General features: G+C 64.0%; 12 protein-coding genes. 3 read left to right on the plus strand and 9 right to left on the minus strand.

The window, feature by feature from the left end:
* Window positions 1-113 precede the first annotated feature (113 nt).
* A complete protein-coding gene (locus tag SB756_RS01705; RefSeq protein WP_341796259.1) occupies window positions 114-734 on the plus strand; it encodes a TetR/AcrR family transcriptional regulator in 621 nt (206 codons plus the stop codon).
* Window positions 735-825: 91 nt separating this feature from the next.
* Here SB756_RS01705 and preA read toward each other — a convergent pair whose 3' ends face one another.
* The 3 genes from preA to hydA all read right to left on the minus strand — a co-directional run bounded on the left by preA (window position 826) and on the right by hydA (window position 5,064).
* The gene (gene preA / locus SB756_RS01710) at window positions 826-2,100 is read right to left on the minus strand and encodes an NAD-dependent dihydropyrimidine dehydrogenase subunit PreA (RefSeq protein WP_410910042.1); all 1,275 of its coding nucleotides are present in this window, start codon (window positions 2,098-2,100) and stop codon (window positions 826-828) included.
* Window positions 2,101-3,468, minus strand: coding sequence for an NAD(P)-dependent oxidoreductase (locus tag SB756_RS01715; protein WP_341796258.1), 1,368 nt, complete (start codon window positions 3,466-3,468; stop codon window positions 2,101-2,103).
* 156 nt (window positions 3,469-3,624) lie between these two features.
* Window positions 3,625-5,064 carry a dihydropyrimidinase gene (hydA, locus tag SB756_RS01720; RefSeq protein WP_410910043.1) on the minus strand — a complete coding sequence of 480 codons (1,440 nt, stop codon included), beginning with the start codon at window positions 5,062-5,064 and terminating at the stop codon, window positions 3,625-3,627.
* Between the two features lie 344 nt (window positions 5,065-5,408).
* Between hydA and SB756_RS01725 the strand changes: the two genes are divergently transcribed.
* Both SB756_RS01725 and SB756_RS01730 read left to right on the plus strand, forming a co-directional pair.
* Window positions 5,409-6,914: an NCS1 family nucleobase:cation symporter-1 gene (locus SB756_RS01725; protein ID WP_341796256.1), complete on the plus strand. Its 1,506-nt coding sequence runs from the start codon at window positions 5,409-5,411 to the stop codon at window positions 6,912-6,914.
* A gap of 11 nt (window positions 6,915-6,925) precedes the next feature.
* Window positions 6,926-8,209: a Zn-dependent hydrolase gene (locus SB756_RS01730; protein ID WP_197898881.1), complete on the plus strand. Its 1,284-nt coding sequence runs from the start codon at window positions 6,926-6,928 to the stop codon at window positions 8,207-8,209.
* 111 nt (window positions 8,210-8,320) lie between these two features.
* On the opposite strand, the gene SB756_RS01735 is transcribed toward SB756_RS01730, so the two are convergent.
* From SB756_RS01735 to nhaB, 6 genes are all read right to left on the minus strand, one after another.
* Entirely contained in the window at window positions 8,321-8,848 is a 528-nt protein-coding gene (locus SB756_RS01735; protein WP_341796254.1) for an AAA family ATPase, read from the minus strand.
* Window positions 8,849-8,882: 34 nt separating this feature from the next.
* Window positions 8,883-9,842 carry a ribonuclease Z gene (locus SB756_RS01740; RefSeq protein WP_341796253.1) on the minus strand — a complete coding sequence of 320 codons (960 nt, stop codon included), beginning with the start codon at window positions 9,840-9,842 and terminating at the stop codon, window positions 8,883-8,885.
* Between the two features lie 16 nt (window positions 9,843-9,858).
* Window positions 9,859-10,359 carry an NUDIX hydrolase gene (locus tag SB756_RS01745; RefSeq protein ID WP_410910044.1) on the minus strand — a complete coding sequence of 167 codons (501 nt, stop codon included), beginning with the start codon at window positions 10,357-10,359 and terminating at the stop codon, window positions 9,859-9,861.
* A gap of 31 nt (window positions 10,360-10,390) precedes the next feature.
* On the minus strand, window positions 10,391-10,936 hold the full coding sequence (locus SB756_RS01750) for a lipocalin family protein (RefSeq protein WP_016498835.1): 546 nt from the start codon (window positions 10,934-10,936) through the stop codon (window positions 10,391-10,393).
* 71 nt (window positions 10,937-11,007) lie between these two features.
* A complete protein-coding gene (locus SB756_RS01755) occupies window positions 11,008-11,631 on the minus strand; it encodes a dihydrofolate reductase family protein (protein ID WP_341796252.1) in 624 nt (207 codons plus the stop codon).
* A 258-nt stretch (window positions 11,632-11,889) separates the two neighbouring features.
* Window positions 11,890-13,392 (minus strand): sodium/proton antiporter NhaB, encoded by a 1,503-nt coding sequence (gene nhaB / locus SB756_RS01760; RefSeq protein WP_016498837.1) that lies wholly within the window; start codon window positions 13,390-13,392, stop codon window positions 11,890-11,892.
* Between the last annotated feature and the right edge of the window lie 43 nt (window positions 13,393-13,435).

The following is a 13,435-nucleotide window of genomic DNA, read 5'->3' on the forward strand; positions in this document are numbered from 1 at the left end:
CTTCGGCACGGAGCACACATGGGCATTCGCGGTACTGACCGGCAAATCGACAATATCGAGTTCAGTGACGGCCGGTTGACCGGTGGCTTGGCGGTGTGGGCGGCCCAAGCCTGATGGCCAATCACAAGATCGAAATTCGCCGACGCAATATCGAGAAAATCTTGCAGGCGGCGGAAAAGGTGTTTGCCGAGAAAGGCTACGGCGCCACCTCCATGGGGGACATCGCCGAGCAGGCCGAATTGCCACGCTCCAACTTGCATTATTACTTCAGCACCAAGGACGAGTTGTTCCGTGCGGTGCTGCAGGACCTGCTGGATGTGTGGAAGCAGGACGCACTGTGCTTCGAGAACTTCGACGACCCGCGCGTGGTGCTGACCAGCTACATCAGGGCCAAGATGGGCCACTCGCGCTCGCGGCCGCTGGGCTCGAAGATCTGGGCCGAAGAGATGCTGCACGGGGCGCCGGTGCTTGGGGTGAACCTGGATGACAGCCTGGTGCCCTGGGCGAAATTGAAGGAAGCCAAGATTCGCCGTTGGGTGGAGGAGGGGCGTATTCTGCCGGTGGAGCCGTCGGCGTTGTTGTACATGATCTGGGCGTCTACCCAGCACTATGCCGACTTTGGTTACCAGGTGCAGTTGCTCAATGGTGGTGAGGTGCTTTCGGACATGGCGTTCGAGAGTGCGGTGCAGACGGTGACCAGCGTGATCTTGCGGGGGATCGGGCTGGAGCCCTGACCCGAGGTTCCTGCCTGACGCGGTCCATTATAGGAGCGGCACAAGGCCGCTCCTATACCGATCGCGTTGCTGGTTCAGGCAGTGAGCTACCTCAACTGGCCTCGCGGTAGGGGTTACGCGGGTCCTGCGTCCAGTTCAGGTACGGCTTGCCGGTATCCTGCGCCTGCATCTCGATGCAGTTTTCTACCGGGCAGGTGATCTGGCACAGGTTGCAGCCCACGCATTCCTCTTCGATCACGCTGTAGGCATGTGTGCCATCTGCCTTCAGCGTGCTGGCAATGGCCTGGTGCGAGGTATCCTCACAGGCGATGTGGCAGCGCCCACAGCCAATGCACGCCTCCTGATCGATGTGCGCCACCGATTTATAGTTGATGTCCAGGTACTTCCAGTCGGTGGTGTGCCCCACCGCCTGCCCGCGGAACGCTTCGACAGTGTGATGCCCATGCTGGTCCATCCAGCGCGCCAGGCCGTCCTTCATGTCCTCGACAATACGGAACCCGTGCAGCATCGCCGCGGTGCACACCTGCACGGCGCCACTGCCCAGGGCGATGAACTCAGCCGCATCACGCCAGTTGCCGATGCCGCCAATGCCGCAGATCGGCAAGCCGTGCGTTTCCGGGTCGCGGGCAATTTCCGCCACCATGTTCAGGGCAATCGGCTTCACTGCCGAGCCGCAATAACCGCCATGGGTGCTCTGGTCACCGACGATGGGGTGGGCGACCATGCGGTCCAGGTCGACGCTGGTGATGGAGTTGATGGTGTTGATCAACGACACCGCATCGGCCCCGCCGCGGTGCGCAGCGCGAGCTGACTGGCGGATGTCGGTGATGTTCGGCGTGAGCTTGACGATCACCGGCAGCGAGCAGTACGTCTTGCACCAGCGGGTGACCAGCTCCACGTATTCCGGCACCTGGCCGACTGCCGCACCCATGCCACGTTCCGGCATGCCGTGCGGGCAGCCGAAGTTCAGCTCGATGCCATCGGCACCGGTGGCTTCCACCAGCGGCAGGATGAACTTCCACGAGTCCTCCACGCACGGCACCATCAGCGACACGATCAAGGCTCGGTCGGGCCAGTCTTTCTTCACCTGGGTGATTTCGCGCAGGTTGATTTCCAGCGAACGGTCGGTTATCAGCTCGATGTTGTTGATGCCCTGCACCAGGCGGTTGGCGCCGTAGTGCGCCGAATAGCGCGACGACACGTTGACCGCCGCCGGGTCCTCGCCCAGGGTTTTCCAGACCACGCCGCCCCAGCCGGCCTCGAAGGCGCGGACCACGTTGTAGGCCTTGTCGGTTGGCGGTGCGGACGCCAGCCAGAACGGGTTGGGTGCCTTGATGCCGGCAAATACGATAGACAAGTCGGCCATTTACGCTGCCTCCACGTTGAGCATGAGTTGGGCATGGATGGCTTCGGCGGCCAGCTTGCCGTGCTGCACGGCCTGGACGGTAAGGTCCTGGCCCAGGGCGGTGCAGTCGCCGCCGGCATACACGCCCGGCAGGCTGGTCTGCAGGGTTTCGTCAACGCGAATGCGCTCACCCTCGCGGGCCAGTTGTGCGGCCACCGGGTCGACGAGGCAGGCATCGTCGAAGCGCTGGCCGATGGCCTTGAAGATGGCATCGGCGGCCAGCTCGAAGGTTTCGCCGGTGTCGCGCAGGCGGCCGTCCGCCAGTTCGGTGCGGGCAAAGCGCATGCCGCGCACCTTGCCGGCGTCGTCCAGCAGCACGGCGTCGGGGCGGGCCCAGGTGTGCAGGCGCACCTGGTTGGCCTTGGCGATGTCCTGCTCGTGGCCGGTGGCGCCCATGTCGGCGTGGCCACGGCGGTACACCAGGTTGACGTCGCGGGCCCCCAGGCGGCTCATCTGCACGGCCATGTCGATGGCGGTATTGCCAGCACCGATCACCAGGCAGCGGTCGGCCAAGGGTAGCTGGCTCAGGTCATCGGCCTGGCGCAACTCGCGGATGTATTCGGTGGCGGCGAGCACGCCAGGGGCTTCTTCATCGGGCAGGCCCAGCTGGCGCACGGCGTTCAGACCGAGGCCGAGGAACACCGCGTCGTACTGATCGCGCAGTTCGCCCAGGCTGAGGTTGCCGCCCAGGCGCTGGCCATGGCGTACTTCGATGCCGCCAATGCCCAGCAGGAACTCCACTTCACGCTGGGCGTAGTCGTCGACCAGCTTGTAGCGGGCGATGCCGTACTCGTTAAGCCCGCCGGCCTTGTCGCAGGCCTCGAACACCACCACGTCATGCCCGTGCATGGCCAGCCGGTGCGCGCAGGACAGCCCGGCAGGGCCGGCGCCGACTACGGCGATGCGTTTGCCGGTAGCCGGTGAGCGCTTGAACGGGTGTTCGGTGAAGTGGGCGTTGTCAAGGGCGTAGCGCTGCAACTGGCCGATCAGTACCGGTGCACATTCCTGCGCGTTGTTGCGCACGCAGGCTTGCTGGCAGAGGATTTCGGTGGGGCAGACGCGGGCGCAGCTGCCTCCCAGGATGTTGGCCGAGAGGATGCGCTCGGCGGCGCCTTGCAGGTTTTCGTCGCTGATGCGGTGGATGAATGACGGGATGTCGATGTCACTGGGGCACGCGTTGACGCAGGGGGCGTCGTAGCAGTACAGGCAGCGCGCACTTTCGACGGCGGCCTGGCGGGCGGTGAGGGGTGGGGCCAGGTCGCTGAAGCGCTCGGCCAACTGGTCGGCACCGGCCCGGGGGCGCGGCAAGTGGTTCAGGGCGTCGATCACGGTTGTAGCCTCTCTCTTTATTATATTTGGCTTGAAACGGGGGCGCTGTGCGCCCAATCGCCGGCAAGCCGGCTCCCACAGGGAGCCCACAGGCCTCGAGAGCTGCGCGGTCGAGGTGGGAGCTGGCTTGCCGGCGATGGAGCAGCCCCAATGGCCTCAGCGCTGAACGGGCGTCGGGCGCTGCTGTTCGGCGCGTCGCCCCAGCACCTCGTACACCGACGGATACGCCGGCCGTTCCACATACCGCCCCGCACCGGCCTCGGCGCGCAGGTCGCCATTGGCCCAGAGCACCTTGCCTTGGCTGATGGTGTGGCTGGGGACACCGCGCACAGTGCGCCCTTCGAAGATGTTGAAGTCCACCCGCTGGTGGTGGGTCTGGGCCGAGATCGTGCGGGTGCCCTGCGGGTCCCACAGCACCAGGTCGGCGTCGGCACCCACGCGGATGGCGCCCTTGCGCGGGAACAGGTTGAAGATTTTCGCCGTGTTGGTGGAGGTCAACGCAACGAACTCATGCATCGACAGGCGCCCGCTGTTGACCCCGGCATCCCACAGTACCGCCATGCGGTCTTCGATGCCGGCGGTGCCGTTGGGGATGCGGCTGAAGTCGTCGCGGCCCATGGCTTTCTGCTCGGCGCAGAAGCAGCAGTGGTCGGTGGCCGTGGTGTGCAGGTTGCCCGACTGCAAGCCGCGCCACAGCGCCTCCTGGTGTTCGCGCGGGCGGAACGGCGGGCTCATCACGTAGCCGGCGGCAGTGGCCCAGTCCGGGTCACGGTAGACGCTGTCGTCCAGCAGCAGGTGCCCGGGCAGGACTTCGCCGTACACCGGCTGGCCCTTGGCGCGCGCATAGGTGATTTCATCCAGCGCTTCACGGCTGGAAATGTGCACCACATACAGCGGCGTACCAATCGTTTCGGCAATGCGGATGGCGCGGCTGGCCGCTTCACCTTCCACTTGCGAAGGGCGCGAAAGCGGGTGTGCCTCCGGCCCGGTCAGGCCCTGGGCCAGCAGTTTTTTCTGCAGGTGGTAAACCAGCTCGCCGTTCTCGGCATGCACGGTGGGCACCGCGCCCAGTTGCAGGCAGCGCTCGAAGCTGGCCACCAAGGTATCGTCGGCGGCCATGATCGCATTCTTGTAGGCCATGAAGTGCTTGAAGCTGTTCACCCCATGCCGGGTCACCAGTTCGCCCATCTCCTCAGCCACCTGCTCACTCCACCAGGTGATGGCCACATGGAAGCCGTAGTCGCTGGCGCTCTTTTGCGCCCAGCCGCGCCAGGTCTGGAAGGCCTCCAGCAGCGACTGCTGCGGGTTGGGGATGACGAAGTCGATGATCGACGTGGTGCCACCGGCCAGGCCCGCAGCGGTGCCACTGAAGAAATCCTCGCTGGCCACCGTGCCCATGAATGGCAACTGCATGTGGGTATGCGGGTCGATGCCGCCGGGCATCAGGTACTGGCCGCTGCCGTCGAGGATCTCGCAGTCGGTGGGCGGTTCGAGGTTTTGCCCGATGGCACGGATCAGGCCATCGGCACACAGGACATCGGCGGGGTAACTCTCTTCGTGGGTAACCACGGTGGCGCCACGGATCAACAGGGACATGCCGTTTTCCTCGCAGGCTGACCGGTCTGGGCCGGTTCTTGGAATTGTTTCGGGTGCAGGGCAGGCAGGGTGGTTAATCCTGTCAGTCCTGACAAGATTCGAGGCTAGATGCTGTTCTGGGAATCTTCAAGAAAATTTTCCTATAAATTTTATGGTTTTTAAATATCTGATATTTAAGGATTAATTTTTAAAGACCCGCTGACTTCGGGCCTTTCAGGGGTTGTTGACTGACTTGACAAGATGGAATTCTGGTCAAGATTTCTAAGCACAAATACGCGTGTGTACTCCGGCCATCGAATTAGCCCGATGAGCAAACAACTACAAGAAAATCTGGAGAAGGGCCCATGCAACAGAGCAGATCGGAAGTGGTCGAGCAGGATGGCCTGTTTGAGCTGTCCGAGGGCAGTGATGTCCTCGACAGCCCGCGCTACAACCACGACATCGCACCGACCAAGGTGCACCAGCGCACCTGGAACAAATGGCACATCACCGCCTTGTGGGTGGGCATGTCCATCTGCGTACCCACCTACACCCTGGGCGGCGTGCTCACCGCCTACTTCGGCCTCAGTGTCGGCGAAGCGCTGCTGGCGATCCTGCTGGCCAACGTGATCGTGCTGATCCCGCTTACCCTCAACGCTTTCCCCGGCACCAAGTACGGCATCCCGTTCCCGGTGCTGCTGCGCTCGTCGTTCGGCATCCTCGGCTCCAACGTACCGTGCCTGATCCGGGCCGTGGTTGCCTGTGGCTGGTTTGGTATCCAGACCATGTTCGGCGGGCTGGCCATTCACCTGTTCCTTGGCTCGGTGTTCGATGGCTGGAAGGCCTTGGCCGGCACGGGCGAGGTGATTGGTTTCATGATCTTCTGGTGCCTGAACCTTTGGGTGGTGCTGCGCGGCGCCGAGTCGATCAAGTGGCTGGAAACGCTGTCAGCACCGCTGCTGGTGGCGGTGGGCGTCGGCCTGCTGTTCTGGGCCTTGCCACACATGTCGATGACCGAACTGCTGGCGCAACCACCCAAGCGCCCGGAAGGGGCGAGTGTGGTCGGTTACTTCTGTGCAGGGCTTACGGCCATGGTCGGCTTCTGGGCCACCTTGTCGCTGAACATTCCCGACTTCAGCCGCTACGCCCGCAGCCAGAAGGACCAGATTCTCGGGCAGATCTTCGGCCTGCCGCTGACCATGTTCCTGTTCGCTTCGCTGGGGGTGGTGCTGACCGCCGCCTCGGCGTCACTGGTGGGTGAGACGGTGTCAGACCCGGTCAGCCTGATCGGCAGGATCCACAGCCCGTTCTGGGTGGCCCTGGCCATGGCGCTGATCGTGATTGCCACACTGTCGACCAACACGGCGGCGAACATCGTGTCGCCGACCAACGACTTCCAGAACATCGCCCCACGCCTGATCGGGCGCACCCGCGCGGTATGGCTGACCGGCTTTATCGGCCTCGTGCTGATGGGCCATGAGTTGCTGAAGAAGCTTGGCCTGATCGTCTCCGACCTGAGCCTGGAGAGCGTGTATTCCAACTGGCTGCTGGGCTATTCCAGCCTGCTCGGGCCGATTGCCGGGATCATGGTGGTGGACTACTTCCTGATCCGTCGGCAGCAGCTGGACCTGGCCGGGTTGTACCGCGACGACGTGTACCCGGCGTGGAACTGGCCCGGGTTTGCCGCCTTCGGCTTGCCGGTGGCGCTGACGGTCATGGCGATTGGCAACAGCAGTTTCAGCTGGTTCTACGACTACGGCTGGTTTACCGGCTCGCTGCTGGGCGGCGCGCTGTACTACGTCTTCGCCAGTTTGGTTGTGGGCGCGGGTTCACCCGCGAAGAGGCCCGCAGCGACAACAAAAAAAGCCTGAAGGAGAAACCCGTGACCCCAGTCAAAGAGATCCTCAAGACCACTGCTCGGCATGTCGACAGCAACCGCCTGTGGCAGTCGCTGATGGACCTGGCCCGCCTCGGTGCCACCGCCAAGGGCGGCGTCTGCCGCCTGGCCCTGACCGACCTCGACCGCCAGGCCCGCGACCTGTTCGTGCAGTGGTGCGAGGCCGCCGGTTGTACGGTCAGCATCGACGCTGTCGGCAACATCTTCGCCCGCCGCCCGGGGCGTAACCCCAAGCTGCCCCCGGTAATGACGGGCAGCCATATCGACACCCAGCCCACGGGCGGCAAGTTCGATGGCTGCTTCGGGGTGATGGCCGGGCTGGAGGTGATCCGTACCCTGAACGACCTGGGCGTGGAAACCGAAGCCCCGCTGGAAGTGGTGGTGTGGACCAACGAAGAAGGCTCGCGCTTTGCACCGTGCATGATGGGTTCAGGGGTGTTCGCCGGCAAGTTCACCCTGGAGGAAACCTTGGCCAAGCGTGATGCCCAGGGGGTCAGCGTCGGTGAAGCCTTGAACGCTATCGGCTATGCGGGCCCGCGCGCGGTGCTGGGTCACCCGGTCGGGGCCTATTTCGAGGCCCATATCGAACAGGGCCCGATCCTTGAGGACCAGGCCAAGACCATCGGCGTGGTGCTCGGAGCGCTGGGGCAGAAGTGGTTCGACCTGACCTTGCGCGGCGTTGAAGCCCACGCGGGGCCGACACCCATGCACCTGCGCAAGGACGCCTTGGTCGGCGCTGCCGCCGTGGTGGAGGCGGTCAACCGTACCGCCCTCGGCCACCAGCCCCATGCCTGTGGCACTGTGGGTTGCCTGCAGGCGTATCCAGGCTCGCGTAACGTGATCCCGGGTGAGGTGCGCATGACCCTGGACTTCCGCCACCTGGAGGGCGAGCAACTGAATGCGATGATCGCCGAGGTGCGCGGGGTGATCGAGGCAACCTGTGCCAAGCATGGCTTGAGCCACGAACTGGTGCCTACGGCCGACTTCCCGGCGTTGTACTTCGACAAAGGCTGTGTCGATGCCGTGCGCGCCTCGGCGCAGGCGCTGGGGTTGCCGCACATGGACATTGTCAGCGGCGCGGGGCATGACGCGATCTTCCTGGCCGAACTAGGGCCAGCGGGGATGATTTTCGTGCCCTGCGAAAACGGCATCAGCCACAACGAAATCGAGAACGCCACGCCCGATGACCTGGCGGCGGGCTGCGCAGTGTTGCTGCGGGCGATGCTGGAGGCGTCGGAAGCGATTGCCAGCGGGCGCTTGGCGGCCTAGCCAGAGATTGATGTTGCCTGCACTGGCCCTATCGCCGGCAAGCCAGCTCCCACAGGTACAGCGCCGCCCTCAGGCCCGGTGATACCCCTGTGGGAGCTGGCTTGCCGGCGATCAGGCCGTAACAGGCGATGAAAGGCTCGCCAGAAACACCGCGATCTGCCGCTCACCACGCAGATGCACAACCGGCACCTGCGGCCCGATTGCCTGGCGGTTCGCTTCGATACCTGGGCGATAGCCCCGGTCGAACGTCCACACAAACTTCAGGAAGGTCAGAAACGCCCGGTCCAGCCGCTCTGTGCACCCGGCCGGCAGGTCTGGCCGTGGCTTGTTCATCACACTGCGCAGGATGACCCGCTTCAGGCATGTCAGCCGTGGTGTATCCAGCCAGATGACCAGGTCGGCCCTTGGCAAGCGCAGGTCGAAGGTGCGGCGGCTGTAGTTGCCCTCGCATACCCACGCTTGCCCGCTAACCGCATCGCGTACCCGGCTGCGAAAGGTCTCGGCATCCGGTTCTACCCAACCGGCCTCCCAGAACAACGTGTCGAGGTGTACCACCGACGTCCCAAGGCGGGCGCCGATCTGGCGGGCCAGGGTTGATTTGCCACTGCCGGCGTTGCCCAGAATCACGATGCGTTGCATGGCCAAGTCCTTTTGGAAAACCGGCCATGCTAATTCATCCGGCTGGCTCAAGACAGCCATCACGGCCAATGCGATAGCGCTGCAGGTCCTGCGCCAGGATCAGTTGCCCGTGGTAGTGGGCGAGGGCTTCGTCACGCACGTTGTCGATATTCGGGCTGCGCCGCGGGTCGTTCTGGTAACGGGCGCTGAAGTGCGTCAGCACCAGGTTGCGCACGCCTGCGCTTTCGGCAAAGCGCGCCACCGCCGCCGCGGTACTGTGGCCGAAGGTGACCCCGGTGCGTTCGACCACGGCCTGGGTGAACGTGGCTTCGTGCACCAGCACATCCGCGCCTTGGGCAGCGTCGGCCAGCAGCTCGGGGGTATCGTTGTCGCCGCAGACGATCACCCGCCGCGGTGGCCGGGAAGGGCGCAGGTAGTCGTTGCCGTTCAGCAACTGCTCGCCATGCTGTACCGTCAAACCCTTGGCCAGCTCGCCCCACAGCGGGCCACGCGGTATGCCTTCGGCTTCCAGGCGGGGGATGTCCAGGCGCGGTTCGGGGTTGAGTTCGGTGAACACGAATCCGACGCTCGGCACGCGGTGTGACAGCTGAACGGTGGTCACCTGCAGGGTATCGTTGCGCCATTCGACCAACTCTTCCACGGCCAGCAGGCGCAGTTCGAACGGCAGGAAGGTGTCGCTGGCTACCAGGCCCTGGCGTACCCAGTCATGCAGCGCAGCCGGCAGGATCAGCTCCAGCGGTTGGGTACGCCCGCTCATGCCGGCACTGGCCAGCAGGCCGGGCAGGCCGAAGCAATGGTCGCCGTGCACGTGGGTGATGAAAATGGCGCGCAGGTCGCGGATCGACAGCGGGGTCCGCAGCAGCTGATGCTGCGTGCCTTCGCCGCAGTCGACCAGGTACCAGCCGCTGCCATTGGCCTCGATCACCGCCGTGGCGCTGACATTGCGTGCCTTGGTTGGCACCCCGGCGCAGGTGCCGAGGAACAACAGGTCCATGCTCAGGTTCCTTGTTTCAACCCAACAGCGCCAAGTCGTGCAGCAACGCCTGCAGCCCTTGTGGCACCAGCGGGCAAGTGCGCTCGAAATCGGCGCTGTCGCACCAGCGGGCGCGGAACGGGCTGCCGTTGGACTCGTGGCCGTCCAGCCAGGCGCGCTGGTACAGGCTGGCGTCGTCGCAGCGCGCATCGTACACCTGCACGACCTCATGCCCCGGTTTGCCGGCATAGGTGAACAGGCTTTCTAGGGTGCCGAGCAGGCGGACATCACTGATCGGCTGGCCCAACTCCTCCATGATTTCCCGCGCGATGGCATCGCGGCCCAGCTCTCCGAACTCGATACCGCCACCCAGTGGGCGGGACAGCGTCTGGCCGGTGACGGGATCATCGAACACGTTGACCAGAATCTTGCCCTGGTGATGGAACACGCACAGGGCAAGAAAACGGATGCGGGGTGCTGACGGCGGCTTGGTATTCAACGGTCTCGTTCCTTCGAGGCGAGAAAGGGCGCACACCATAGCCGGATTGCCGCCAGCCGTCGACCGCCTGCTAGTCTCCCTGCCGCCATATGAGCTTGCTGGTGTCATACCCTTGCTCCCGGGCGATGGTCAGCAGTTGCTCGCGCTGCTGGTCGGTGACCGCAGGCGTGCGTGAAAGCAGCCACAGGTACTCGCGGTTGGGGTGGCCGACCAACGCCACGCGGTAGTCCTTGTCGTGGTACAGCACCCAGTACTCGCCCTTGGTCAGGCCCGGTGCCAGGCGGCTGAACCAGTTGTCGAAGCGCACCCACAGCTTGTCGGTGCTGCCCGGCTGCTGGGCCTCGGCGATGCCCTTGGCTTCGTTCCACTGGCCGTCCTTTTCCTTGCAGCGGTTGGTCACGTCGATCCGGCCATCCGGGCGCAGACCATAGTGTGCCTCGGACTGCACGCAGTTGCGCTGGAAGAACATCGGCAGCCGGCCCAGTTCATACCAGGTGCCCTGGTAGCGTTGCAGGTCCACCTGCTGGGTGTGCGGTGGTGCCGGTTGATCGTTGCCGGCGCAGCCGAGCAGCGCCAGGGTCATGCAGGAAAGCAGCAGCGTAGTGCGCAGCGCCATGGTTGACCTCCTTGGAGCGGATAGGGGCTTCCAGTGTTTCGATGCCTGCGCGGGGCAAAAGTTGTACGGGATTACACCACGTCGAATGAACCGGTCTGCACCTGGCCTGCGCGCACGTAGCGGCTGATGATCACACCCTTGGGCGAGACTTGCGACTGCTGCAAGGTAAAGGCCGCTGCTGCTGCGTCATGACCGAACAGGCGTTTGCCGTGGCCGAGTAGCAGCGGGTGGGTCAGCAGTTGCAGTTCATCGACCAGGTCTGCCGCCAGCAGTTGCTGCACCAGTTCGGCGCTGCCCTGGGTCAGCAGGTTGGCGCCGTCCTGTTGCTTGAGCGAGCGTACCGCAGCGGCGATGTCCGTGCCGAGAGCGTGGCTGTTGTGCCAGTCGAGGGTGGCAGGGGTGTGGGTGGCCACATGCTTGGGCACGCTGTTGAACAGGTTGGCGATGGAGAAGTCTTCGGCGTTGTCTTTGATGTTTGGCCAATAGCCGGCAAAAATGTCGTAGGTGCGCCGGCCCAACAGCAGCTCAAATGGCTGGCTGAACAATGCCTGCATCGCCTGGCCAAACACTTCCTCGGCGTAGGGCACGATCCAGCCGCCGTAGGCAAAACCGCCGCTGGTGTCTTCCTTCGGGCCGCCGGGAGCTTGCATCACGCCGTCGAGGCTGATGAAGGCGGCTACGATGAGTTTGCGCATGGGGACTCTCCTGTTGGCAGCCCGGTGGCTGCTTTAATGGGTAGTCGAATGGCACCAGGCAGAATCGACACAGGTCTCGAAAGTGATGCAGTTCCTGTGTAGGAGCGGCCTTGTGCCGCGAACGGGCTGCGAAGCTGCCCCAGGATTTCAGCGCAAATGCACAAATTGCCGGGGCTGCTTCGCAGCCCGTTCGCGACACAAGGTTGCTCCTACAAGAGACTGAATTAGCCGATCACAAGGGGCCCGTGCAGGTTTACATCACAGCCAGTAGGTCACCGCCCACCAACCCAGCCCACCCATCACCACGGTATAGGGCAACGCCATCCACACCATCCGCCCGTACGACAGCCGGATCAGCGGCGCAATCGCCGAGGTCAGCAGGAACAGGAACGCTGCCTGCCCATTCGGCGTTGCCACGCTGGGCAGGTTGGTGCCGGTGTTGATTGCCACCGCCAGCGTTTCGAAATGCTCGCGGCTCATGCTGCCATTGAGAAACGCCTGCTTCACCTCGGTTATGTAGATGGTGGCGACGAACACGTTGTCGCTGATCGCCGACAGCAAACCGTTGGCCAGGTAGAGCATGCCCGGTTGCTGCTCGGCCGGCAGCGTCAGCACCCAGCTGATCAATGGGCTGAACAGCTGCTGCTGATGGATAACCGCGACCACGGCGAAGAACACCACCAGCAACGAGGTGAACGGCATGGCGTCCTGGAAGGCGCGGCCCAGCCGGTGTTCATCGGTGATACCGGTAAACGCCGTGATCAGCACGATCACCATCAGGCCAATCAGGCCCACTTCAGCCACATGCAGCCCCAGGCAGACGATCAATATCAGCGCTGCAAACCCTTGCACCCACAGCGCGATGCGCTGGGCCTGAGTGCGCGCGGCGTCGTCCTCGGCCGCGTAGGCGGCCAGCACCTGGCGCACCGGCTCGGGCATCAAGGTGCCGTAGCCGAACAGGCGCAGTTTTTCCAGCAGCACACAGGTCAGCAGGCCGGCACCCAGCACTGGCAGCGACACAGGTGCCACCTTGAAGAAGAAGTCGGCGAAGTGCCAACCCATCTCGTGGCCGATCAGCAGGTTCTGTGGCTCGCCCACCAAGGTGCACACGCCACCCAGGGCGGTACCCACTGCGCCGTGCATCAGTAGGCTACGCAGGAAGTCGCGGAACTGGTCGAGGTCTTCGCGGTGCAGGTGGGCGATCTGCTGGTCGCTGTCCACCGCGCTTTCCTCGCGCGGGTTGGCGCCGGACGCGACGCGGTGGTACACGGCGTAGAAGCCGACCGCAGCGCTGATGATCACCGCCGTCACGGTCAGCGCATCGAGAAACGCCGACAGAAACGCCGACAGCACACAGAACAGCAGCGCCAGAACTGCCTTCGAGCGTACCCCGAGCAAAATGCGCGAAAACAGGAACAGCAGCAGCTCCTTCATGAAATGGATACCGGCGACCATGAACATCAGCAGCAGGATCACCGGGAAGTTGTGTTGCAGTTCCTCATACAGCGCCTGTGGCGTGGTCATCTGTAACAGCAAGGCTTCGATCAGCAGCAGGCCGCCAGGCATCAGCGGGTAGCACTTCAGCGCCATGCCCAGGGTGAAGATGAATTCGAGCACCAGCGCCCAGCCTGCTGCAACCGGGCCAACGGTAACCAGCAGCAGCGGGTTGAGCACCAGGAACAGGCAGATGACCGCCTTGTACCAAAGCGGCGACTGGCCCAGAAAACCGTGGGCGAGGGCGCCGGACAGGGAGCGTGACATGAATATGTATCCTTATGATTCGGCGATGGCGCACGGTGCAGGA

It is taken from the genome of Pseudomonas sp. SIMBA_068 (genome assembly GCF_046534705.1).
Classification (GTDB): domain Bacteria; phylum Pseudomonadota; class Gammaproteobacteria; order Pseudomonadales; family Pseudomonadaceae; genus Aquipseudomonas; species Aquipseudomonas putida.

Coding starts and splice junctions, on each gene's coding strand:
- SB756_RS01705 (WP_341796259.1), top strand. CDS start 114: ATGGCCAATCACAAGATCGAAATTCGCCGACGCAATATCGAGAAAATC.
- preA (WP_410910042.1), bottom strand. CDS start 2,100: ATGGCCGACTTGTCTATCGTATTTGCCGGCATCAAGGCACCCAACCCG.
- hydA (WP_410910043.1), bottom strand. CDS start 5,064: ATGTCCCTGTTGATCCGTGGCGCCACCGTGGTTACCCACGAAGAGAGT.
- SB756_RS01725 (WP_341796256.1), top strand. CDS start 5,409: ATGCAACAGAGCAGATCGGAAGTGGTCGAGCAGGATGGCCTGTTTGAG.
- SB756_RS01735 (WP_341796254.1), bottom strand. CDS start 8,848: ATGCAACGCATCGTGATTCTGGGCAACGCCGGCAGTGGCAAATCAACC.
- SB756_RS01740 (WP_341796253.1), bottom strand. CDS start 9,842: ATGGACCTGTTGTTCCTCGGCACCTGCGCCGGGGTGCCAACCAAGGCA.
- SB756_RS01745 (WP_410910044.1), bottom strand. CDS start 10,359: ATGGTGTGCGCCCTTTCTCGCCTCGAAGGAACGAGACCGTTGAATACC.
- SB756_RS01750 (WP_016498835.1), bottom strand. CDS start 10,936: ATGGCGCTGCGCACTACGCTGCTGCTTTCCTGCATGACCCTGGCGCTG.
- SB756_RS01755 (WP_341796252.1), bottom strand. CDS start 11,631: ATGCGCAAACTCATCGTAGCCGCCTTCATCAGCCTCGACGGCGTGATG.
- nhaB (WP_016498837.1), bottom strand. CDS start 13,392: ATGTCACGCTCCCTGTCCGGCGCCCTCGCCCACGGTTTTCTGGGCCAG.